The sequence below is a fragment of the Pseudomonas gorinensis genome, from assembly GCF_042015035.1.
Lineage (GTDB): Bacteria > Pseudomonadota > Gammaproteobacteria > Pseudomonadales > Pseudomonadaceae > Aquipseudomonas > Aquipseudomonas gorinensis.
Map to the genome: position 1 here is coordinate 2,510,277 of NZ_CP167125.1, position 21,868 is coordinate 2,532,144.

The 21,868-nt window shown below is 61.1% G+C and carries 23 protein-coding genes and 1 pseudogene; 7 read left to right on the plus strand and 17 right to left on the minus strand.

The window, feature by feature from the left end:
• Positions 1 to 198: 198 nt before the first annotated feature.
• The 4 genes from AB7933_RS11590 to AB7933_RS11605 all read left to right on the plus strand — a co-directional run bounded on the left by AB7933_RS11590 (position 199) and on the right by AB7933_RS11605 (position 2,513).
• Complete coding sequence (locus tag AB7933_RS11590; RefSeq protein WP_024074379.1) at positions 199 to 930, plus strand: FKBP-type peptidyl-prolyl cis-trans isomerase; 732 nt, start codon at positions 199 to 201, stop codon at positions 928 to 930.
• A gap of 312 nt (positions 931 to 1,242) precedes the next feature.
• Positions 1,243 to 1,698, plus strand: a complete 456-nt coding sequence (locus AB7933_RS11595) for a YkvA family protein (RefSeq protein WP_024074380.1) — start codon at positions 1,243 to 1,245, stop codon at positions 1,696 to 1,698.
• Positions 1,699 to 1,806: 108 nt separating this feature from the next.
• Positions 1,807 to 2,145 (plus strand): helix-turn-helix domain-containing protein, encoded by a 339-nt coding sequence (locus tag AB7933_RS11600; protein ID WP_024074381.1) that lies wholly within the window; start codon positions 1,807 to 1,809, stop codon positions 2,143 to 2,145.
• Positions 2,142 to 2,513: a hypothetical protein gene (locus AB7933_RS11605; protein WP_005786715.1), complete on the plus strand. Its 372-nt coding sequence runs from the start codon at positions 2,142 to 2,144 to the stop codon at positions 2,511 to 2,513. Before AB7933_RS11600 ends, AB7933_RS11605 begins: the two co-directional genes overlap by 4 nt.
• On the opposite strand, the gene AB7933_RS11610 is transcribed toward AB7933_RS11605, so the two are convergent.
• Both AB7933_RS11610 and AB7933_RS11615 read right to left on the minus strand, forming a co-directional pair.
• Positions 2,510 to 4,279 (minus strand): bifunctional diguanylate cyclase/phosphodiesterase, encoded by a 1,770-nt coding sequence (locus AB7933_RS11610; RefSeq protein WP_024074382.1) that lies wholly within the window; start codon positions 4,277 to 4,279, stop codon positions 2,510 to 2,512. The genes AB7933_RS11605 and AB7933_RS11610 overlap by 4 nt on opposite strands.
• Positions 4,280 to 4,397: 118 nt before the next feature.
• Positions 4,398 to 6,479, minus strand: a complete 2,082-nt coding sequence (locus AB7933_RS11615; protein WP_172831342.1) for a carboxy terminal-processing peptidase — start codon at positions 6,477 to 6,479, stop codon at positions 4,398 to 4,400.
• 138 nt (positions 6,480 to 6,617) lie between these two features.
• On the opposite strand from AB7933_RS11615, the gene AB7933_RS11620 reads away from it, so the two are divergent.
• On the plus strand, positions 6,618 to 7,580 hold the full coding sequence (locus tag AB7933_RS11620) for a zinc-binding dehydrogenase (RefSeq protein WP_024074384.1): 963 nt from the start codon (positions 6,618 to 6,620) through the stop codon (positions 7,578 to 7,580).
• 143 nt (positions 7,581 to 7,723) lie between these two features.
• On the opposite strand, the gene AB7933_RS11625 is transcribed toward AB7933_RS11620, so the two are convergent.
• From AB7933_RS11625 to AB7933_RS11650, 6 genes are all read right to left on the minus strand, one after another.
• Complete coding sequence (locus tag AB7933_RS11625; RefSeq protein ID WP_024074385.1) at positions 7,724 to 8,377, minus strand: HAD family hydrolase; 654 nt, start codon at positions 8,375 to 8,377, stop codon at positions 7,724 to 7,726.
• Positions 8,378 to 8,408: 31 nt separating this feature from the next.
• The gene (locus tag AB7933_RS11630) at positions 8,409 to 9,398 is read right to left on the minus strand and encodes an ABC transporter ATP-binding protein (protein WP_024074386.1); all 990 of its coding nucleotides are present in this window, start codon (positions 9,396 to 9,398) and stop codon (positions 8,409 to 8,411) included.
• Positions 9,395 to 10,195, minus strand: coding sequence for an ABC transporter permease (locus AB7933_RS11635; RefSeq protein ID WP_024074387.1), 801 nt, complete (start codon positions 10,193 to 10,195; stop codon positions 9,395 to 9,397). Before AB7933_RS11635 ends, AB7933_RS11630 begins: the two co-directional genes overlap by 4 nt.
• Entirely contained in the window at positions 10,182 to 11,027 is an 846-nt protein-coding gene (locus tag AB7933_RS11640) for an ABC transporter permease (protein WP_024074388.1), read from the minus strand. The genes AB7933_RS11635 and AB7933_RS11640 overlap by 14 nt, the downstream gene beginning before the upstream one ends.
• Positions 11,024 to 11,830, minus strand: coding sequence for an alkaline phosphatase family protein (locus tag AB7933_RS11645; RefSeq protein ID WP_041160881.1), 807 nt, complete (start codon positions 11,828 to 11,830; stop codon positions 11,024 to 11,026). Before AB7933_RS11645 ends, AB7933_RS11640 begins: the two co-directional genes overlap by 4 nt.
• 189 nt (positions 11,831 to 12,019) lie before the next feature.
• Positions 12,020 to 13,096, minus strand: coding sequence for an ABC transporter substrate-binding protein (locus tag AB7933_RS11650; RefSeq protein WP_024074390.1), 1,077 nt, complete (start codon positions 13,094 to 13,096; stop codon positions 12,020 to 12,022).
• A 351-nt stretch (positions 13,097 to 13,447) separates the two neighbouring features.
• Here AB7933_RS11650 and AB7933_RS11655 point away from each other — a divergent pair, with 351 nt between their 5' ends.
• On the plus strand, positions 13,448 to 14,161 hold the full coding sequence (locus AB7933_RS11655) for a UTRA domain-containing protein (protein ID WP_041160882.1): 714 nt from the start codon (positions 13,448 to 13,450) through the stop codon (positions 14,159 to 14,161).
• 107 nt (positions 14,162 to 14,268) lie between these two features.
• Here AB7933_RS11655 and AB7933_RS11660 read toward each other — a convergent pair whose 3' ends face one another.
• Genes AB7933_RS11660 through AB7933_RS11695 form a run of 8 tightly spaced genes read right to left on the minus strand, consistent with a single transcriptional unit; the run spans position 14,269 to position 20,392 of the window.
• Positions 14,269 to 15,192, minus strand: a complete 924-nt coding sequence (locus AB7933_RS11660) for a metal ABC transporter substrate-binding protein (RefSeq protein ID WP_024074392.1) — start codon at positions 15,190 to 15,192, stop codon at positions 14,269 to 14,271.
• The gene (locus tag AB7933_RS11665; RefSeq protein WP_024074393.1) at positions 15,192 to 16,091 is read right to left on the minus strand and encodes a metal ABC transporter permease; all 900 of its coding nucleotides are present in this window, start codon (positions 16,089 to 16,091) and stop codon (positions 15,192 to 15,194) included. The genes AB7933_RS11660 and AB7933_RS11665 overlap by 1 nt, the downstream gene beginning before the upstream one ends.
• Positions 16,088 to 16,834: a metal ABC transporter ATP-binding protein gene (locus AB7933_RS11670; RefSeq protein WP_024074394.1), complete on the minus strand. Its 747-nt coding sequence runs from the start codon at positions 16,832 to 16,834 to the stop codon at positions 16,088 to 16,090. Before AB7933_RS11670 ends, AB7933_RS11665 begins: the two co-directional genes overlap by 4 nt.
• A complete protein-coding gene (locus AB7933_RS11675; RefSeq protein WP_024074395.1) occupies positions 16,831 to 17,751 on the minus strand; it encodes a metal ABC transporter substrate-binding protein in 921 nt (306 codons plus the stop codon). The genes AB7933_RS11670 and AB7933_RS11675 overlap by 4 nt, the downstream gene beginning before the upstream one ends.
• A 19-nt stretch (positions 17,752 to 17,770) precedes the next feature.
• Positions 17,771 to 18,331, minus strand: a complete 561-nt coding sequence (locus AB7933_RS11680; protein ID WP_024074396.1) for a DUF6162 family protein — start codon at positions 18,329 to 18,331, stop codon at positions 17,771 to 17,773.
• A complete protein-coding gene (locus AB7933_RS11685; RefSeq protein ID WP_024074397.1) occupies positions 18,328 to 18,657 on the minus strand; it encodes a hypothetical protein in 330 nt (109 codons plus the stop codon). The genes AB7933_RS11680 and AB7933_RS11685 overlap by 4 nt, the downstream gene beginning before the upstream one ends.
• On the minus strand, positions 18,654 to 19,193 hold the full coding sequence (locus AB7933_RS11690; RefSeq protein ID WP_024074398.1) for a hypothetical protein: 540 nt from the start codon (positions 19,191 to 19,193) through the stop codon (positions 18,654 to 18,656). The genes AB7933_RS11685 and AB7933_RS11690 overlap by 4 nt, the downstream gene beginning before the upstream one ends.
• Positions 19,190 to 20,392 carry a PepSY-associated TM helix domain-containing protein gene (locus AB7933_RS11695; RefSeq protein WP_024074399.1) on the minus strand — a complete coding sequence of 401 codons (1,203 nt, stop codon included), beginning with the start codon at positions 20,390 to 20,392 and terminating at the stop codon, positions 19,190 to 19,192. The genes AB7933_RS11690 and AB7933_RS11695 overlap by 4 nt, the downstream gene beginning before the upstream one ends.
• Before the next feature lie 210 nt (positions 20,393 to 20,602).
• Between AB7933_RS11695 and AB7933_RS11700 the strand changes: the two are divergent.
• Positions 20,603 to 20,707: pseudogene (locus tag AB7933_RS11700) on the plus strand (3-isopropylmalate dehydratase small subunit); the annotation flags it as partial.
• Positions 20,708 to 21,275: 568 nt separating this feature from the next.
• Here AB7933_RS11700 and AB7933_RS11705 read toward each other — a convergent pair.
• On the minus strand, positions 21,276 to 21,734 hold the full coding sequence (locus tag AB7933_RS11705; RefSeq protein ID WP_024074401.1) for a VOC family protein: 459 nt from the start codon (positions 21,732 to 21,734) through the stop codon (positions 21,276 to 21,278).
• Positions 21,735 to 21,868 lie beyond the last annotated feature (134 nt).

Consider the following 21,868-nt stretch of genomic DNA (forward strand, 5'->3'; position numbering starts at 1 on the left):
GTGCGGCAAGTGGCCATGAGGCTGGTAGTAGGCGGACCCACGATCCATCGCGGGGGCCCATCATGAATGAAAATGCTTTTAAACACGTGAACTTATCAGAAGTTTCCTGCTCACATGCCGGTAGCCATTGGTCGTGGCCGCCTGATAAGCTCGCGACTTTATTCAAATGCCCTTTTGGCGCATGAACAAGGAAATAGCATGAAACAGCATCGGTTGGCGGCGGCGGTGGCCCTGGTTAGCCTGGTACTTGCGGGTTGTGATTCGCAGACCAGCGTAGAGCTGAAAACCCCGGCGCAGAAAGCTTCCTACGGCATCGGCCTGAACATGGGCAAGAGCCTTGCCCAAGAAGGCATGGATGACCTGGACTCCAAAGCGGTAGCCCAAGGCATCGAAGATGCCGTTGGCAAGAAAGAACAGAAGCTGAAAGACGACGAACTGGTTGAAGCGTTTGCCGCACTGCAGAAGCGTGCTGAAGAACGCATGGCCAAGATGAGCGAAGAGTCGGCAGCCGCCGGCAAGAAATTCCTCGAAGACAATGCCAAGAAAGACGGCGTCGTCACTACCGCTTCCGGTCTGCAGTACAAGATCGTGAAGAAGGCCGATGGCCCTCAGCCTAAGCCTACCGACGTGGTGACCGTTCACTACACCGGCAAACTCACCAACGGCACGACCTTTGACAGCTCCGTGGATCGCGGTAGCCCGATTGACCTGCCGGTCAGCGGCGTGATCCCTGGTTGGGTCGAAGGCCTGCAACTGATGCACGTTGGCGAGAAGGTTGAGTTGTACATCCCGTCCGACCTGGCTTACGGCGCCCAGAGCCCGAGCCCTGCGATTCCAGCCAACTCCGTGCTGGTATTCGACCTGGAGCTGCTGGGCATCAAGGACCCGGCCAAGGCTGAAGCCCCTGACGCACCAGCCGCCAAGAAGTAATCGGCGCCTGAACACCCAACGCCCCGTCTCGACGGGGCGTTGTCGTTTCTGCGGTTCCCCCATTCACGGCTCCGTCAATCCAAACGAACGTCCGCAACGTGAAACAGTCTGATATAAGGTTCGAGTACGGCTATCCGCACGCAAGCGCCAAGTCAATGAATTCTTGGGTTTTTTTCATGTGCGCAAAAAACGCCCGATCTGACTGCAAGCCTTGTAAACCGTGGCTTTCAGCCAGGAAAACGGGCTCTGTTCACAAGGTTATCCACAATTTGTGTGGATAACCTTTTCTGTTGCCTGGAACTGGAGTGACGAATGAAACCACCCTTCAATTTCACCCGCTTCCTGCCCATGGCCGCTCGCCTGCTCGGCCGTGGACGGTTGCCGACCCTGCTGTTCGCCGTTGCCGCCAAGGGCTCAAGCCAGGGGAACCGCTTGGGCAAACTCAAGGATGACCTCAAGCTGCTCCAGTCCCTGTGCCTGGCCTACTGGCGCGGCGAGTACCGTGCGATCAGTCCCAAGGCGCTGGTTTCGGTGGTGGCGGGGCTGATGTACTTCCTCAGCCCGGTTGATGCGATCCCGGACTTTATCCCCATGTTCGGCATGCTCGACGACATTGCGGTGCTGGCATGGGTCATGAAGACCCTGGAAGGCGAACTCAGCGCCTTTCGTGCCTGGCGTGAGGCGCAGCGCCCGGAAAAGCTCGCCGTGGTCGAGCGGCTGCCTGCGACACCGGCCTTGCTGGCCAATGAAAACCCGCAAAAAAACTGACGACAGTGCTATCCCCCTGCGACCTTTGTGGCTGTTAGGATTACACTCTTAAGAAGGTGCTTAAGGAAAGTGCTTACTTAGTAAGTGTTGTTATCCTACGGGGCGGTCATGGATATTCAGATAATTTCACGGAATGGCGAACCCGAATATGCGGTGTTGCCATGGGATCAGTACCAGGCGCTGCTAAAAGCTGCCGGTCAGCAACAGCCTACGTCACCTTCGCCTTCTACTGCCCAAGCCGCTGTCGCCCAGGACCTGCGCCCGCTCGCTGACCTGCGCGGCTTGCGCGAAGCCAAGGGCCTGGCCATCGAGACCCTGGCGCGTACCGTGGGTATCAGCCCCTCGTATCTTGGATTGATCGAAAGTGGTGAACGCCAGCCGGATGCCGCGATCCGCCGCAGCCTGGCCTGGGAACTGGGCGTTGCAGGTTGGAGGGACGAGTCTTGAGCTTACGTATCAGCCGTCAACACTGGGATGGGTTATTGAATGAACTGGACCAGGCGCGCCGCCAGCGCCATCTGCTGACCTACCGCGCACTGCTGGAGCGCCTGCAATTTCCCACGCCGGCCATGCAAACCCTGGCCGCCGCGCTGGAACACCTGGCTGCGCTGGACGCCAAGGCAGAGCAGCCGTTACGCAGCTCCCTGGTGATCAGCCAGGGCGCCAGCCGCCTGCCGCGCACCGGCTTCTTTGAGTGCGTGGAGCGCCTGGGGCGTTTCAGCGGGCCATCCGATGGGGTGGCCGCCGCCTCCTGGCACGCCTCGGAAGTGGTGCGCGTATTCGAATACGAGTACCCGGAGTCCGCCGAGGCCTAAAGCGCCTGTGGCAGTAAATCCAGGCTGTCGATCACATGGATGCTGTAGCCGGCCACATCCTTGGCGTGGTGTTTGGCCTGGGATGCCAGTTCGGCCAACTGGCTGGCATCGAGTTGTCCACAGGCCTGTGGATATAAATGCACCACACCGATGGACAGCGACAGCAACGCAAACTCCTGGCGTATACCTTGGCGGTTCAGGGCCACGAAGCAGCCTGCATCCAGGTGCTCGGCGCGGTAGAAACGTCGGCATTGGGTGTGAAAGTCGTCCAGCAGTTGGTTGAGCCGCTTGCGCCAATCCTGCGGCCCCAGCACCAGCAAAAAGTCATCGCCACCGATATGTCCGACGAAGTCGCGGCTGGGGTCGACCCGGTCGTTCAGGCATTGCGCCAGGCACAACAACACCTCATCCCCACGCCCGTAGCCGTAGATATCGTTGAACGGCTTGAAGCTGTCGATATCCACATAGCAAATCACCGACTCCCGTTGCTGTTGCAACAGCCGCGTCAGGCACTGCTGGATCGGCACATTGCCCGGCAACAGGGTCAGCGGGTTGGCGTAGCGCGCTTGCTGGATTTTCAGTTCGGTGATCAGCTTGAGCACGTCGATCACCCGGCCCAGGCCCAGGTAGTCGCCGTTGAGCGTGATGATGAAATCCTCTTCGATGCGTTGCCGGGCGCGGCTGGTGAGCAGCCGGCTGACTTGCTGCAAGGATTGGCTCAGTTCCACCGCCAGAAAATCAGTGCTCATCAGGCGGCTGATCGGCTTGCGCGCGAAAAGGTCGGTGGCAAACGGCTTGAGCAGCGCATCGGACAACGAATGCCGATGCACGATACCGACCGGATGGCCACGCCCATCCAGCACCGCCAGCGAATTGAGGTTGGCCTGGCGCCGGAAAGATTCCAGCACTTGGGCAGTGGCGGTGTCCTGATCCACCGCCGGTTGTTCGTTGAGCAGCGCGCTGAGGTCGCTGGCTTCCTCGCTGAGGGCAATATTGGCGTTGTCGGGCTTGGGCAGCATCAGGCGTGCTTCCTGCGGCGGGTGTTCCTGCGGGCGGCAAAGCAGGTACCCCTGGACCAGGTCGACCCCCATCTCTGTCAGCACCGCCAGTTCCTCGGGCAGTTCGATGCCCTCGGCGATCACCTGGGCGCGAGAGGCCCGGGCGATTTGCAGGATGGAGCCGACAAACTCACGTTTGAGCGCGTCCTGATGAATACCGTCGATGAAGTGCCGGTCGATTTTCACGTAATCCGGGCGTAACTCCGACCACAGCCGCAGGCTGGAATACCCGGCGCCCAGGTCATCAAGGGCGATGGCGAAGCCCATGTCACGGTAATGATGCAGGGCGGTTTGCAGCACGTCGAAATCGTCGGTGGGTGTCTGCTCGGTGAGTTCGATCACCACCTGGCTCGGTGGAATGCCGAAGTCGCGCAGCAGTTGCAGGGTGCGTCCTGGTTGGTGCGCCGTTTCCATCAGGGATTCCGGCGAGATATTGAGAAACAGCTTGCCCGGCAGCTTCTGGTCGCTGAAGCGGCGGCAGGCGCTCTCGCGGCAGGCCATTTCCAGTTCACTGAGGCGCCCTGCGTGGCTGGCCACGGCGAACAAGGCGACAGGGGAGTGCAGCGGGCTGTTGGACGGGCCACGACTGAGGGCTTCGTAGCCGAGGATGCGCCGTTCTGACAGGCAGATGATCGGTTGGAACAGGCTGTGCAAACTGCCTTGAGCCAGGATAGAGCCCAATGCATTCAGCTGTTCGGTCATGGTCATGGCGATCTCGATCGAAAAAAAAGGACCGCAGGCATTAAGCCTACGGTCCTTCATTTCACGACAGAATGATGTCTATATGATGACACTCTGCTGAGCGATCACATTAAATCGCCATCATTTACTGCTTGGCCACCTGCTTGCTGACTTTCAGGTAGTCCAGCAGGATCCGGCCTGTCTCGGCCAGGTAGGCGTCGTCTTCCGGCTTGGTTTTATCCGCCTCGGTCGGCAGCGCATCTTCATCTTCTTTCTTCAGCTCCTTGAGTGGCTCTTCGCCCTTGGCCTTGCGGCGGACGTTTTCCAGTACCAGTTGCTGATTCTCGATGTCGCTGTGCTGCTTGCGGCGATCCACTTCGTTGAGGCTGACGGTTTTCTCTTCCATCAACTTCTTGGCCAAAGCCAGTTTGTCGCGGATAAACACGAACTCGGCATCCTTGGCGGAGCGGATGTCATGGTCGGCCTTCAACTGCGCCAGGAACGGTTTGAACGGGTCTGACGCGGGCTTGATCGCGGGACGGATGGTGTCCCACGGCATGGCCTCAGGCAGTGCGCTCTCGCCGATTTCCTTGGTGTCGATGATCGATGGGAAGTCGATGTCCGGCAGTACGCCCTGATGCTGGGTGCTCTGCCCGGAAACCCGGTAGAACTTGGCCAGGGTCAGTTTCAGCTCGCCATGGTTGAGCGGCTGGATGGTCTGCACGGTGCCTTTACCGAAGGTCTGGCCGCCGATGATCAACGCGCGGTGATAGTCCTGCATGGCGCCAGCGAAAATCTCCGAAGCCGAGGCCGAGAGGCGGTTGACCAGCAACGCCATCGGGCCTTTGTAGAAGGCGCCCGGGTTCTCGTCTTCGAGCACGTCGACACGGCCGTCAGCATTGCGTACCAACACGGTCGGGCCCTTGTCGATAAACAGGCTGGTCAGCTCGGTGGCTTCCTGCAGGGAACCGCCGCCGTTGTTGCGCAGGTCGATGACCACGCCGTCGACTTTTTCCTTCTGCAGCTCGGTAAGGATTTTCTTCACGTCGCGGGTGGTGGACTTGTAGTCCGGGTCGCCGGCACGGAAGGCCTTAAAGTCCAGGTAGAAGGCCGGGATTTCAATCACGCCCAGCTTGTAGTCCTTGCCATCCTGCTTGAGGTTGAGGACTTTCTTCTGCACGGCCTGGTCTTCGAGCTTCACCGCTTCGCGGGTGATGGACACGATCTTGCTGGTCTGGTCGTTCGGCGCATTGGTGTGTGGAATCACTTCCAGGCGCACCACGCTGCCTTTCGGCCCACGGATCAGCTTGACCACTTCGTCCAGGCGCCAGCCGACCACATCGACCATCTCTTTGTCGGCCTGGGCCACACCGATGATCTTGTCGGCCGGAGCCACTTGCTTGGTCTTGTCTGCCGGACCCGCCGGCACCAGGCGCACGATCTTGACCTGGTCATTGTCGCTTTGCAGGACGGCACCGATGCCTTCCAGCGACAGACTCATATTGATATCGAAGTTTTCCGCGTTATCTGGCGACAGATAATTGGTGTGCGGGTCGTAGGACATCGCAAAGGTATTGATGTAGGCCTGGAAGATATCTTCGGCACGGGTCTGGTCCAGGCGCGCCAACTGGTTCTTGTAGCGCTTGGTCAACAGTTCCTGGATGGCCTTGGGGTCTTTGCCGGCGATCTTCAGGCGCAGCACTTCGTCCTTGACGCGTTTGCGCCACAGGTCGTCGAGCGCGGCAGTACTGGTCAGCCAAGGGGCGTCCTTGCGATCCACCAGAAGGGATTCCTTCTCGGTGAAGTCGAGCTTGTCGACGCCTTTGTTCAGCTCCGCCAAGGCGAAGTCCAGACGCGCTTTGACGCGGTCCAGGTAGCGCTTGTAGATGGTGAAGCCGGGTTGCAGGTCGCCGCTCTTGAGGAAGTCGTCGAACTGGGTCTTCCACTTGTCGAACTCAGCGATATCGCTGGCCAGGAAGTAGCTGCGCGACGGATCCAGCAGCTTGAGGTAGCTGTCATAGATGATCACCGAGCGCGCGTCGTCCAGCGGCGGCTTGCTGTAGTGATGGCGCTTGAGCAACTCGACGACGTTAAGGCTGGCAATCACCTCATCGCGATCAGGCTGAAGATTGTCCCAGCTATTGGCTGCGAACGTATTGGTCGACATCGACGAGAGGCCGAGACCAATGAAAAGAGCGAGGGCGGTGCTGGGGAACAAATGCTTCATGCTGATTCGACGCGGGGGCAATTGATAACGCATATTAGGCCGTCTTTGAAGTCGCCGGTTCCATATGGGCCGGTCGCATAATGCAAAAAGCCCGACGCTACAGCTACGGGCTCAGTCCAGACTCACTATGGAGGCACTGTGAAAGCATTGCAAGGCGTTGAAGGTCATGTGGAGTGGGTTGAGGCGCCAAGTCCTACGTGCGATGTAGGCCAAGTTCGCATTCGCGTGGCGGCTGCGGGGCTCAATCGCGCCGATTTATTGCAGCGGGCGGGGCTCTATCCGCCGCCGCCGGGCGTCAGCCATGTGCTGGGCCTGGAGTGTTCCGGGGTGATCAGCGAAGTCGGGGCCGGCTCGTCCTGGCAAGTGGGCGACCGGGTCTGCGCGCTGCTGGCCGGTGGCGGCATGGCGGAAGAAGTGGTGGTGGATGCTCGCCATGTACTGCCCGTGCCGGAAGGCCTGTCGCTGGCCGAAGCGGCGGCGTTGCCTGAGGTGTACAGCACGGCGTGGCTCAATCTGTTCCAGCTGGCAGGGCTCAAGCCCGGTGAAAAAGTGTTGCTGCACGCGGGCGCCAGCGGCGTGGGTTCGGCGGCGATCCAGCTGTGCAAGGCGTTTGGCAGCCCGTGCTGGGTCAGCGTCGGTTCGGCGCAGCGCCTGGCCTACTGTGAAGACCTCGGGGCCCAGGGCGGTGTGGTGCGCACCGATGGTATCGAAGGGTTGCGCGATTTCGGGCCGTTCGATGTGATCCTCGACCCGATCGGCGGCAGCTACGCGGCGTTGGACCTCAAGCTGCTGGCCCTGGACGGGCGCTGGGTGTTGATCGGCCTGATGGGGGGCCGCGAGGCGCAGCTGGACCTGGCACAGGTGCTGGGCAAGCGTATTCAGTTGTTGGGCTCGACCCTGCGCAGCCGTGATGATCAGTTCAAGGCTGACCTGTTCAGTGATTTGAGCCAGCAGGTGTGGCCGCTGTTCGCCGAAGGGCGCTTGAGCCCGCAGTTGGCCAAGACGTTTCCGATCAAGGATGCCGAGGCGGCGTTTGCCGAGTTGGCGACCAACCAGATTGCCGGGAAGTTGGTGTTGGTGATTGACGAAAGCCTGACCTGATCCGGGATTGAAATAGGGTCAAGGTGGGTGGAGGCTCGCTCCCGATGGCGGTGGGTCAGTGAAGAATTCTTCATCTGGCACACCGCCATCGGGAGCAAGTCGAATCGTCGCACCGCCCCTCCCACATTTGGATCTCGGTCGAATCAGACCCAGTGGTGGATCGGCCAGCCGGCCTTCTCGGCGTGCTCGCGCAGCACCCGATCCGGGTTCACCACCTGCGGGTGATCGACTTTCAGCAGCAACGGCAGATCATTGCGCGAATCCGAATAAAAGTACGCCCCTTCCAGGGTTTCTCCTTCCCGTTCCAACCAATCCAGCAAACGCGTGATCTTGCCTTCGCGGTAGGTCAGCACACCGACGGTACGGCCGCTGTACGCGCCATGGCCGACGTCCAGATCGATCCCGAGCACCTCATCGATACCGATACGCGCCGCAATGGGCGTGACCAGGTGGGTGCCCGATGCGGAGATCACCAGGACTCGGTCGCCGTTCGCCCGGTGGCGGGCGATGGTTTTGGTGGCGTCGCTGTAGATCAGCGGCTCGATCACATCTTCGACCCACGGTTCGACCAGATGCTCGATTTCCTCCGGCGTGCGGCCAATCATCGGCTCCAGGCTGAAGTCCATGAAGTCTTCCATGGCCAGCTCGCCCCGGCTGTAGGCGTCCATCAGTTCGTTGTTCTTGCGCATGAACGACTCCGGGTCGACCCAGCCGAGGCGGCCCATCTGCTCGCTCCACAAGGTGGCGCAGTCACCGTGGATCAGCGTGTCGTCCAAATCAAAAATTACCAATGCCATCCGTCATGCTCTCTCAGTCAATCATTGTTGCTCAGGCTACTTCACACAGCGCACTGGGGTCGATGGAAAGTGCCAGGCGCTGGCCGTCCGGGTGCAGGTCGTCCGCCGAGCGGTTGAGCACGTCCACCACCAGTTCCACGCCACGGGCTTCGATGCGGTAACGGATCACGTTACCCAGCAGGCTATGGCTGCGCACCAAGGCGTCGAGTTCGCCGCTGCGGCTCAGTTCGATGGCTTCGGGGCGAATCGCGATACGCCCACTGATCGGGCGTTGCAGCAGTTGGCTGGCCTTGTCGGCATCGAGCAGGTTGTAGTTGCCGATAAACCCGGCGGCAAATACGTCCACGGGTGCGGTGTAGAGGGTTTCGGCGTCGCCGCTTTGCACGATCTTGCCCTGGTTCATCAGGAAGATGCGGTCGGACATGGTCAGCGCTTCCTCCTGGTCATGGGTCACGAAAATCGTGGTCAGCCCCAGTTCGCGCTGGATCTGACGGATCTGTTCGCGCAGGTGCTTGCGAATGCGTGCATCCAGTGCCGACAGCGGCTCATCGAGCAGCAACAGGCGCGGGCGCGTGACCAGCGAGCGGGCCAGGGCCACGCGCTGGCACTGGCCGCCGGACATCTGGTGCGGATAACGTCCGGCCAGGTCCTTGAGTTCCACCAGTTGCAGTACTTCCTGCACGCGCTTGTGGCTGTCGTCGGCATTGACTTTCTGCATGCGCAGGCCGAAGGCGACGTTCTGTTCCACGGTCATGTTGGGGAACAGCGCATAGCTCTGGAACACCATGCCGATCTGCCGCTTCTGCGGGCTCAGCGGTACGATGTCCTGGCCGTCGAGGAGAATCTGGCCGCTGTCCACCGAGGTCAGGCCGGCGATGCAACGCAGCAGGGTGGATTTGCCGCAGCCGGACGGGCCAAGCAGGGTGACGAACTCGCCCTTGGCGATCTCGCAGTTGATGTCGCTGAACACCGGAGTGCCGGCGTAGCCTTTTTGCAGGTGTTGGACGCTCACGAAGCTCATTGGCTTTTGTCCTTGTTCAAGATATTGGCGGCCCAGGTCAGCACCAGCACAAAGAAGAAATAGGAAATCACGACGGCACTGGTGAAGTGGCCGCTGCTGTTGCGCATGTTGTTGAGGTACACCTGCAGGGTCTCGTAGCGTGTCCCCACGAGGATATTGGCGAACACGAACTCACCGAACAGGAACGAGAACGACAGCAGCAGGGCGACCATCAAGCCTTTGCGCAGGTTCGGCAGCACCACCAGGATCGCCGCCTGCCAGGTGCTGGCGCCGAGCAGTTGCGAGGCGTCCATCAGGTCGCGCAGGTTGATGGCTTGCAGGTTGTTGGTGATCGCGCGGTACATGAACGGCAAGGCCACGGTGAAGTAGCAGCCGATCAGAATCCACGGCGTGCCCACCATCGCGAATGGGCCGGAACCATACAGTTGCAGCAGGCCCACCGACGACACCACCGGCGGCACCGCGAAGGGCAGCAGGATCAGGATATTCATCAGCGCATCGAGCCGGGGGAAGTGGTAGTGCACCACAAACAGCAACGGCAAAATCAACACCACCGACAGGATCAGCGCACCCACGCATACCAGCAAGGATTGCCCGAAGGCCATCAGGAAGCGCGGGTCACTCCACAGCTGCACATACCATTTCACCGTGAAGCCGGCGGGCAGGATGGTGGCCGACCAACTGCTGGCGATGGAATAGACGAAGGTGCCGATCAGCGGCAATACCAGGATCGCGAACAACAGGTACACCACTACGCGATGGTAGAGGGCGGCAGGGCCGGCTTCAGCGCGAGACATGGTAGCTCCTCTTGAGCAGCAGTTGATGGACTACCGTGACCACGGTCATCAGTGCCACCAGCACGACGGCCAGGGCACTGGCCAGGTTCGGGTCGAGTGACACGTCGCCGGACACCAGGCCCGCGATGCGGATCGGCAGCACGTTGAAGTTACCGGTGGTCAAGGCATAGACGGTGGCATAGGCACCCAGGGCGTTGGCCAGCAGGATCACGAACGTGCCGAGCAGCGCTGGCGCCAATACCGGCAAGCCGATATGCCGCCAGAACTGCCAGCCATTTGCGCCCAGCAACGCCGCCGACTCACGCCAGTCTTCGCGCAGCGCATCAAACGCCGGGTAGAGCAGCAGCACGCCGAGGGGGATCTGGAAGTAGGTGTAGAGGATGATCAACCCGGTCTTGGAATACAGGTTGAAGTCCTGGATAAGCCCGGCCTGCTTGAGCATCAAGGTGATGCTGCCGTTGAACCCCAGCAGGATGATGAAGGCAAACGCCAAGGGCACGCCGGCGAAGTTGCTGGTCATGTTGGCGAAGGCGGTGACGAAGTTACGCAGCGGCGAATCGACGCGGCGCAGGGAGTAACTGCCCAGGGTGGCGATGATGATCCCGAAGATGCTGGAGTAGAAGCTGATCTCCAGGCTGAACTGGATCGCTTGCCGGTAGAACTTCGAACTGAAGATGCGCGTGAAGTTGTCCACGCCCCAGCCGGACTCTTCCGTTTGCAGGCTGTTGATCAGCACCCACACCAGTGGGGCAATCTCGAACACGATGAAAAACAGTGCGAATGGCACCAGGCATAGCAACGCCAGCCATTTGCCGCGGGTCATAGCGTTCATTTAAGCAGCTCCCGGCATACCGGTTTGTCGTGGGGGACGCCCAGCAGTTCGCAGACGGTGCCGCACAGCTCGGTCTGTTTCGGTGCGGCGCCGGCGTCCAGGCTGAAGGCATCGCCGATGACGAACAGCGGCACTTCGCGTTCTTCCGGCAGCAGGCCATTGTGGGAACGGTCGTTGTTCATGCCGTGGTCGGCGGTCACCAGCACCTGGTAACCGGCATCGAGCCAGGCTTGCAGGTAGTCGGCCAGGATGATGTCGGCCGCGCGTGCGCTGTTGCGGTACTGCGGTGTGTCGAGGCCGTGCTTGTGGCCGGCGTCGTCGATGTTCATCGGGTGCACCACCAGGAGGTGCGGCGCGTGCTTGAGCCGCAGGCTCTCGGCGTCGGCAAACAGGTGTGAATCCGGGTAATGGTCATTCCAGTAGAAATGCCCGTGCTGGATCGCCAGCGCCTTGTCGTCGGTATGACGGTCACGGGCGGCGATAAAGGGCGTGCGGTTATACAACTCGCTGACCCAGTGATAGGCCGCTGCCGCCGTGGTGAGACCGGCGTCGGTGGCGTAGTGAAAGATGCTGCGCTGGTTGGACAGGCGTGAAACGTTGTTGTGCACGATGCCGCTCTGGATCGGTGGCACGCCGGTGAGGATGCATTCATACAGCGGACGGGACAGGGCAGGCAGTTCACATTCCAGCTTGTAGAGGGCTGCGCGTCCTGCGCCGACATAGGCCTGCAAGTGCCCCATGGCGTGCCTCGCAACCTCAAAGTTGAGGCCGTCGAGCACGACAAGGATGACAGTGTGCTTCATGGGGGAGAACGCTCCGCGGCAATAGACTTGACTCAATTTCCCTGGAGGAACGAGGTCAAAAGTGTGGGAGGGGGCTTGCCCCCGATAGCGGTGTGCCATTCAACGGATTGGTTAGCTGATCCACCGTCATCGGGGGCAAGCCCCCTCCCACATTGGATCTCCACTGGAGCTCCAATGTGGGATAAACCCTTACTTCATTTCTACGATGACCTGCTCATTCCACAACTGCGGCAATTTCTTGGAAGTCGCTTCCCAGGCATCGGCATCCTTGATCGGCTGCGGGTTGGCCTTGGTGTACTGCTCGCCCGGGATCAGGTTCTTGGCGATGTCGGCCGGTAGTTTCAGGTCGGTTTCGGCACGGATCGGACGTGCGTTGCCACGCGCCAGGTTGAGTTGGCCGGCATCGCTGAAGATGTATTCGCGGGTCAGCTTGGCGGCGTTCGGGTGCTTGGCGTATTTGTTGATGATGGTGGTGTAGCCGGATTTCACTGAGCCGTCCGATGGGATCAGCACCACGTAGTCAGCCGGGTTGGCCATCTTGGCCTTGTAGCTCAGGCCGTTGAAGTCCCAGACCACACCCACTTCGACTTCGCCTTTTTCCATGGTGGCGATGGTCGGGTTGGACAGTGACAGGCGGCCTTGCTGGGCGATCTTGGTGAAGAATTGCAGGCCAGGGGCGATGTTCTTCTCGTCGCCTTTATTGGCGATGGCGGCGGCCAGCACGCCGTTGGCGGCTTGTGCCGCGGTGCTTACGTCACCGATGGAGACCTTGTATTTGCCGGTCTGCAGGTCGGCCCAGCTGGTGGGGATTTCAGACCCGTGCAGCAACTTCTTGTTCACGATAAAGGCGATGGTGCCGGTGTAGGCCAGGGCCCAGTGACCGTCTTTGTCTTTCGCCCAATCCGGCACCTGGGCCCAGGTGGACGGTTTGTACGGCTGGGTGACTTCCTGTTTCACCGCGATCGGGCCGAAGGCCGCGCCCACGTCGCCGATATCGGCGCTGGCGTTGTCTTTTTCGGCCTTGAACTTGGCGATTTCCTGGGCCGAGCTCATATCCGTGTCGATGTGCTTGAGGCCGTAGGTCTTGGCCAGGTCTTCCCAGGTGCCTTTCCAGTTGGCCCAGTCATCGGGCATGCCGACGCTGTTGACGGCGCCTTCCGCTTTCGCGGCGGCTTCAAGGGTTTTTAAATCGGTATCAGCGGCCATGGCAGCGGTGCACATGGCAATGGTCGAGCCTAACAGTGATGCCAGGAAAAGCTGTTTCATCCGAAGCTCCTTTGGGCGTTTTCAACGCGGCGTTTTATACGAACGTTAGCGGTGGTGTTGGTCTAGGTCAGCAATACCTGAGCCAATCTAGGCTCGATGGATGACAGTTTCATGTCGATGTCGTTTTTAAAGCGCTGATGTCGCACAGTGCAGACTTAGCGTAGACCATGCTCAAGTGCCCGCAGACTCTGGACTTGGCCGATGTATTGCAGGGTGGCGCAGGAGGCACGATGCGGACTGTCATCTGTCGGTCATCTGTAATGCCTAGGCTGGCACGTAACAACAGAAGCCCAAATAACGCGCGGTTTATGCACCTGAACGGTGCTGGTCTAGTCCAGATAGGTAACGTTGATGCGTGATGAGGCAATCAAGGCGGTGACATCCATCGGCCTGGCGCTGCAAGAGCAGATCGACCACGGTTTGTTGCCGCCTGCAAGCAAACTGCCCGCCGAGCGCAAACTCAGCGAGTTGTTTGGTACCACTCGAATTACCGTGCGGGAAGCCTTGTTACAACTGGAGGCCCAGGGGCAGATCTATCGCGAGGAGCGTCGTGGCTGGTTTGTCTCGCCCCCCCGGCTGGCCTACAACCTGATGCAGCGCAGCCACTTTCACGCCATGGTCAATGACCAGGGACGCGTGGCGTCGACCGAGGTCATCAGCGCGCGGCTGCAACCGGCGTCGGCGGCAGTGTGTGCGTGGTTGCAGCTGCCGGCCTTGTCCAGCGTGATCCAGATTTGCCGGAGCCGACGGATCGATGGGCGGCTGGTGTTGTATGTGGAGCACTACCTGAACCCGCACTATTTCCCGGGGATTCTGGAGTGCGACCTGAATCAGTCGATGACCGAGTTGTATGCGCGCAAGTACGACCTGCACTACGGGCGGGTGCGTTTCGAGATTGTGCCAACCTCATTGCCGGTGGAAGCCGCCGCGGCGTTGCGCGTGTCGGTGGGCAGCCCGGGCCTGCGGATTGCCCGGGTCAACTATGACCAGCACCAGCGCTTGATCGACTGCGACCTGGAGTTCTGGCGGCATGATGCGATTCATGTCGGCGTGGATGTGGTGTGATCGGGAGTTTCCTGTAGGAGCGAGCTCGCTCGCGAAAAACCTGAGGGCGCCGAGGTGGATCAGGCTGTCCGCGTTAGCGTTGACGTCTTTCGCGAGCAATCTCGCTCCTACAGTGAGTGCTTTGTGAGTGCCTTGATCACTTGATCCACATTGGTTTCCAACTCCGATACCGGGTCCGCGCCGTCGACGTTCAACACCAGCAACTTCGAGCCGCCTGCCGTGACGGCGGCGTTCACGGCGTCACTCGGCTGACGATGATGCAGCACCACGGCCACGTCGTTTTCCTTCAGCTCGGCACTGAGTTTTTGTAATGCCTCAGGCGCCCAATCCGCATCGGGCCGGGCATCGGTGCTGAGCAGTTCCAGATTCAAACTGCTGATCAGATACCCAAAGTGATCGCTCAAGCTCACCACGCTCAGGTTGTCCGCCTGGGCCAGTCGCGCTTCGCTGTCGGCAGTGAGCTTGAGCAGGCGTTGCTTGAGGGCGGCGAGGTTGGCGTCGATCTTTGGCTTGGCGGCGGGGGCCAGGCGGCTGAGGTCGGCGGCCATTACGTCGGCCATGCGCCCCATGTTATTGCTCGATTGCCAGGGTTGGCTGTTCAAGCCGTCGGTGACGCCCGGTTGCACGGCGATCCCCGGCAAGCCGCCGTCCACCGGGCGTGCGGCGTCCACTTCGACAATACGGATATTGCTGCGCCGGGCCACGGGGTAGAGCGGATCATCGGCCCACAGCGAGCGCAGGCCGATGGCGGCGTCGGCGTCCTGGGCCAGCGTATTGAGCGCCGGTGCGCCACGGCCGGTGAAGTAGGACACCTGGCGCGAGCCTGGCAGGTTGGCCGGGGCGGCACGTTCCAACTGCACGTCGGTGCCCTTGAGCAGCACCGCTGCCAAGCCATAGGTGATGGGCAGCGAGGCCAGGACCTTGATGGGTTTGGCCGCGTGCATGGCCGGCCTGGCGACGTCGGCGGCCATCAGCGGCGGGGTGATCAAGCAGGCGATGGCCAGGGCCAGGGGGGTGAAGAACGCGCGCATTATCCAAGGTTCCCTTTGAGACTGGGCACGGTGCCGCGCGCAATGGCGGCACAGGCGAAGGCGATACCGGCCACGAGGATGATCGCGGCGCCGGAGGGGATCGGCAGGTCGAAGATGATGGGCAGCAGGATCCCGCAGAGGGTGCTGAGGGTGGCGATCACCACTGAGATCCAGAAGAATCCCTTGAGCGATTGGCTCAACAGGCGGGCCGCCGCGGCCGGGATCACCAGCAGCGCACCGACCAGAATCGCGCCGATGACCTTGACTGCCGCCACGGTGATCAGGGTCACCAGGATCACGAACAGGTAGTCCAGAGTCTTCACCGCCACACCGCGTACCGCGGCCAATTGCGGGTTGAAGCTGGCGAGCATGATGCGGTTGTACAGCGGCAGCGCCAGGGCCATTACCAGCGAACCTACGACTGCCAGTACCAGCAGGTCATTGCCGTTGACCGTCAGTACCGAGCCAAACAGCACGTTCTCCAGGATATGCACGTTGATCTTGCCTGCCAGGATCAGCAGCAGGCTCGCGCCCAACGCCAGGGACACCGACAGGAACACCCCGATCAACGTATCCGGCGCCAGGCCGGTGCGGTTGCGCAGGTAGTTGAGCAGGATGCCGAACAACAGGCAGTAGCCAAACAGGCTGCCGTACGGTCCGGTATAGGGTTCTCCGAGCAGGATGCCCACCGCAACGCCGGTCAGCGCCGCATGGCCGACCGCTTCGGAGAAAAACGCAAAGCGCTTGACCACCACCAGCGTGCCCAGGCCGCCCAGCACCGGGCCGATCAGCAGGCCAGCGAGCAACGCGTTGACCACAAAACCATAGGCCAGGGCTTCCGGCAGGTAACCGGAAGAGGCCCAGCCCTGGACCATCAAGCGAAACGCTTCATAACTCATTGCGCCGGGCTCCGAGGGTGGGTAGAGAACAGGGTCAGCAGGCGATCCGGGGTCAGTGCCTCCTTTGGCGTGGCGTCGAACAGCACACGGCGGTTCAACCCGGTGACGCGGTCGGCCAGGCGACCCACGGCCTCCAGGTCGTGCTCGATCCACAGCACGGTGATCCCGGCCAGGCGCCAGTCGCTCAGCAGCCGTTCGAACACTTGGATACCGGCTTCATCGAGGGCCGACATCGGTTCGTCCAGCACCAGCAAGTGCGGGGCCGGAATCAGCCCCTGGGCCAGCAGCACGCGCTGACGCTCACCGCCGGACAGCGCACCCATGCGGCGCTTGCGCTTGTCTTGCATGCCGACCCGTTCCAGCGCCTCGCCGATGGGGCCGGCGTAATGCTTCGACAACCCAAGGAACGCCGGGCGCCGCTGGCACATGGCAGCCATGAAATCATCCACGGTCATCGGCAAGCCCCGGTCGAATTCCAGGGCCTGGGGCACATAACCGATGGTGCCGGGCACCGTTGGCCATTGCAGGCTCAAGTGGCCCTGATGCGGCGTCTGCCCCAGCAGGGTCTTGATCAGCGAGCTTTTACCGCCGCCGTTGGGGCCTACCAGTGCGTGGATGCTGCCCGGCTGCACCTGGAAACTCACGCGATCGAGAATCGCCGTGCGGCCGAGGGTCAGCGTCACCTGGTCGAAGTCGATCGTTGGCCCGACGCTGGCCACTTTCAGGTGTTCCGCCACCGTCATGCCCCCGACTCCTGGATCGCCCGTACCACGGTGTTGAGGTTGCCGGTCATTTCCACTTCGTACTTCTCAGCGCTGTATTCACCGTAGGAAATATGCGAAAGCGGGTAGAGCTTGACCCCGGATTCGCGTTGGATGGTGTCGACATAGGTGGACGGGAAATCCATTTCCGAGAAGATCACCTTCACGTCCAGCGCCCGCAGTTCATCGATGGTTTTCTTCAACTGGCTGGGGCTGGGTTCGATCCCGTGGGCCGGTTCGACCACCGCGGTGATTTCCAGGCCGAACTCGCGCAGCAGGTAGTCGTAGGCCGCGTGCACGGTGGCGACACGCAGGTCCGGGTTGGGCGCGCGGGTCAGCTTGGCCAGGGCGTCGGCGCGCATCTGGCGTAGGCGTTTGCCGTAGGCACGGGCGTTCTGGGTGTAGGTCTTGGCGTTGTCCGGGTCGAGCTTGCCCAGCTCGCGGGCGATGTTGTTGACCTGGGCAATCGAGGCACTGATCGACAGGAAGGTGTGCGGGTTGACCACCTTGCCGGCACCGCGCGCCGCATTGCCGGTGGCGGCCAGCAACGGCACGTTGGCGTTGGCCTCGATCACCGGGATAGCCGGGCGCTCGCTGGTGGCAATCATGCGGTCGGCGAAATCGTCATGGCCGACGCCATTGAGCACGATCACATCCAGGGTGCCGATGCGCTTGATGTCTTCGGCGCGCGGCTCGTAGGCATGGGGGTTGAAACCGGCCGGAATCAGCGGCACCACCTCGGCCTTGTCGCCGACGATATTCGCCACGTAGCTGTAGTAAGGGTGCAGGGTGATGCCGATCCGCAGGCGTTTGGCGGCCTCGGCGTTAGCGAGGGGCGCGAGCATCAGGCTGAACAGGCCAACCAGCAACAGGCGTAACAGGGGAGATGAAATAGACATGGGCAATCGATCTTCTCGTTCAGTGACGGTGCTGGCGGGTGACGCCGGCATCGAATTGCGCGACCACCTGCTGCCAGCCGGCTGCGATCAGCGCCTGGTCAGTGAGGTCGGAAGGGGCGGCGAGGTCTGCGCGGCGGTTGAGCCAGATGTCCGGCTCGGCGCCGTGCACGCGCATCAGCAGCGAGCCACTGGTGGTCGGCGCCTGGCTCAGTCCCAGGTAGGCCGTATTCGCCAGCAACTGCCAGCGATGGTCGCCACGACTGACCGAACTGGCGTCGCGGGCAAACGGCGCAAAGCCTTCTTCGGCCAGTTGTTCGGGGCCAGGCAGGGCGCTTTGCTCTTGTTGCAGCACGTGGATTTCATCCAGCGTTACCCGCAGGTCGGCGTAGATGCCTTGTTCGGCGGCGCTCAGGTCACGGCGGGCATCCAGTTGATGGCTGGACACGGCGGCCACCACCTGGGTTTCACCGTGCAGGGCCACCACCGTGCCGGCCACCGCGAGGATGATCAGGCACAGCAGCAGGACGTAGAGGGTTTCATGGCCGGCACCGGCGGGGCGTACAACCTGTGTGGTACTCATTGAGGCTGGATATCCGCTTGGTCGATTTCCACCACGTGGCCGGGGCCCGCATCAAACAGCACATAGAACTCGGCCGCGGGCTTCTTGAAGGTCAGGGTCGAGTCCTGGCCGAGCTTGCCGGGCAGCAGGATGGTCTCGTCGTAGCCGATCACGTCCAGGGTCACGCCGGGGGCGCCACTGCCGTCGGAAAAACCGCCGGTACACTGGATCTGCTCACCGGGGATTTCCTTGCATTCGCACATCGGGTTGTGGGCCAGTGCAACCGTGCTGAAGCCGGCGCTCAGCAACAGAACGCCACAGGCGCGGGTCAGGCGCATCAAAGTCATGGTTTAACTCCTTGCTTGTTCAGCCAGGCAATGGTTGCAGGCGAGGCCTGGCTCAAAGGAACGGAACCCTGGTGCATCGTGCCGTCCCAGCCTTCCATGGTGACCCACAGTTCGGCGTCGACCGGCGTGCGCTCAGGGATGGGCAAGGCGGCGCCCATGCGGTAGGGCGTGCCGAAGAAGATCACCCCGGCGGCCCGCAGGCTGCGCGGCTTGCCGATACGCAGGTAGGTGGCCTTGACCTGCTCGGCGCAGGTCGCGCACAGGGCGGCATTGAAGGACTTCATCGGGCCGGCCGGGTCCGGGCGCGGGCCTTCGTTGCGGAATTCGGCGAGCTTCAGGCTCCATGGCCCGACCTGCACGTCACCGACCACCCGTTCGCCAAGGCCGGTGTCGCCACGAAACAGCGCGGCATCGGCAAAGTACTTGGGCATAAAGCCCAGGGGCACCAGTAACAGCAGGACGTTGATGTGGAAACGCCATTTCAGCCAAAAGGCCCGCAGCGGTGAAGGCGGGGTCGCGGCAGCGGGCTTGCTCATGGGTTGGCCTCCGAGGTTTCGGCTGGCATGGCCGGGATAGACGCCGGCGCACGTTGGGTCTTGGCTTCGCGCTTGAGGGCATTGAGGGTGGCCAGGGCGGTGCGCTTGGTCCAGATCAGCAGGCCGCTCAGCACCATCATGCTCATGATCAGGCCGAAGAACGCCCAGATCAGCTTGATCCACAGCCCGCCAAAGTCGCCGGTGTGCAGCGGGCGCATGGATTCGGTGACGAACTCCAGCTTCGAGCGGTCGGACAACAAGTGCGCGGCGGCGATTTCCCCGTCATAGGGGTTGATCTGCGCGGTCTGGTACATCAGCGGGTACCAGCCGCGCCCGCCGATCTGCAGGTGGCTGTAGGCATTGAGAGGCAGGCTGACGAAACTCGCCTCCAGGCCGGGAATACGCTGGGTGGCGATCTTGATCGCCTCGTCCACCGGAATCATGGGGGCCGGTACACCGGGTGCAGACAGCGGCACCTTCTCGCGGGCAATCACCGGGATCACCGGTTCAGTGGAAATCGAAATCTGGTTGTCCCCCAGGATCGCCCGGATCAAGAACCAGATACCGGTGATGGAGATCACCGCAATGAACCAGATCGACCAGATACCGCTCAAGCGATGGAAATCACCCCAGAAGATCCGCGCACCGTGGCGGATACGCAGGGTCGGGCGCAGGAAGCCCTTCCAGAACCGCTTGTACACCACCAGCCCGGTGACCAGCGACGCCAGCAGCGGAATACCGAGCGCCGACACCAGGTACCAGCCCCAGCTGTAGCCATTGGTGAACGGCACCAACCACCAGCCGTGCAGGGCGCGGGTAAATTGCTGGAAGTTGAAGGCCGGGCTGATCCCTTGGATGACCCCGGTGTACGGGTTGACGTAGACCTCGACGGAACGCCCGTCGGGGTAGCTGAGGTTGACACTCAGGGCAAAGTGCGACTCATCCGGGCGGCTGATCGACTGCACGATCACCTCGGGCGCGTCACGCTGGATGGCGGCGATCACCTGGTCGTAACTCAGCAGTTCGGCGTCGTCCGACGGCTGGCTGGCGCGGATATCCGGGTTGGCCAGCCAGACGATCTCCTGGCTGACCACCGCCAGGGTGCCGGTGACGCAGACGATCAGTACAAAGAACCAGATGGGCAATGCGAGCCAGCTGTGTACAAGAAACCAGAGTTTTGAGCGTGACTTCTTCGACATGTGAATGAGGGTCTTGATCGGAGGGGGCATTGAAGGCCCGGAAAAGGCCGGTCGTAGCTTTTGCTGACGCGACAGGCTGTATCTAAGTTAAGACGGATGAGAATGAGAAATCCCTAAGCGGGATATGAAAGAAAATGTTTCAGGTTCACATTCAGGGCGCTTTATCGCCTCCATCGAACACGAAACATGTTCCAAGCCATCACCCAGGCGCCATTGCTGCTGGGCCTGGAAGCAGTTGGCAGCACCTTGCAGTGCAGCGAAGCGATCAAGGCATTCGAACGCGGCCACCTGCAAGCCAACCCGTGGCTTAACTGACCCACGGCCAAACAAATGTGGGAGGTCCCGCTCAATATCCGACTTAGCGCTGTCGCGCAGCAAACTGGAACCCCTGTGGCGAGCGGGCTTGTTGTGGCGAGCGGGCTTGCCCCGCGTTGGGCTGCGAAGCGGCCCCAATGAAGGACGAATGCGGCATACCAGATATTCCGCAGAGGTTGGTTTTGGGGCCGCTGCGCTGCCCAACGCGGGGCAAGCCCTAATGCCGTTCAGTTAAGGCTTTTTTGTAGGAGCGAGCTTGCTCGCGAAGAACTTACAGGCGCCGCGTTCATTCAGGAAACACGCGTTATCGTTGACGTTTTTCGCGAGCAAGCTCGCTCCTACAGAAGGCGATGTACGCTTAACTGAATGGCATTAGGGCAAGCCCGCTCGCCACAACAAGCCCGCTTGCCACAAAAATTCGGTCGTTTAAGGGAGGATTTTAATTCTTAATAATCAATAAGTTATTTTGTTTTATAAGAGGAGGTTTGCTCCCGATGGCCGTACATCAGTCAATTAAATGTCAACTGATCCACCGTTATCAGGAGCAAGTTGTATCGCCTCATAGACTTCAGCCTTGCTTGAACATGTCCATGGCACGTTCGCGGATCTGTGCTTCGGTCAAATCCTCCTTGCGCGTGGCCAGGAACCACAGGTGACCGAACGGATCCTTCACGCTCGCCGACCGGTCGCCATAAAACTGGTCCTTCGGTTCGGACACTACGGTGGCGCCTGCCGCCACGGCTTGCTTGAATTGCGCGTCCACATCGTTCACATACAGGTGCAAACCGACACTGGTGTGCTCGCCCGGATTACGCAGGGCCATTTCCTCGCAGGGTGAGCCCAGCATGATCGCCGAGTCGCCAATGCGCAGCTCGGCATGGCCGACTTTGCCATCGGGCATATCCAGGCGCATGACCTGTGTGGCGCCAAAGGCTTTTTTGTAGAAATCGATGGCATCACTCGCTTTGTCGATGCCCATATAAGGCGTGACGCTGTGGTAGCCCTCGGGAATAGGCTTAACGCTCATATCGTTCTCCTTGATTGTGGTTGTGGAGGGACGGCCTTTTCACTATAGGCCACGCCGATCGTGGCTTGCAGGCAGCCGACGAGGTGTCGGCCGGACAGCATCGGCGACCTGTGCATGCCGTGGCGGCAAGGCGT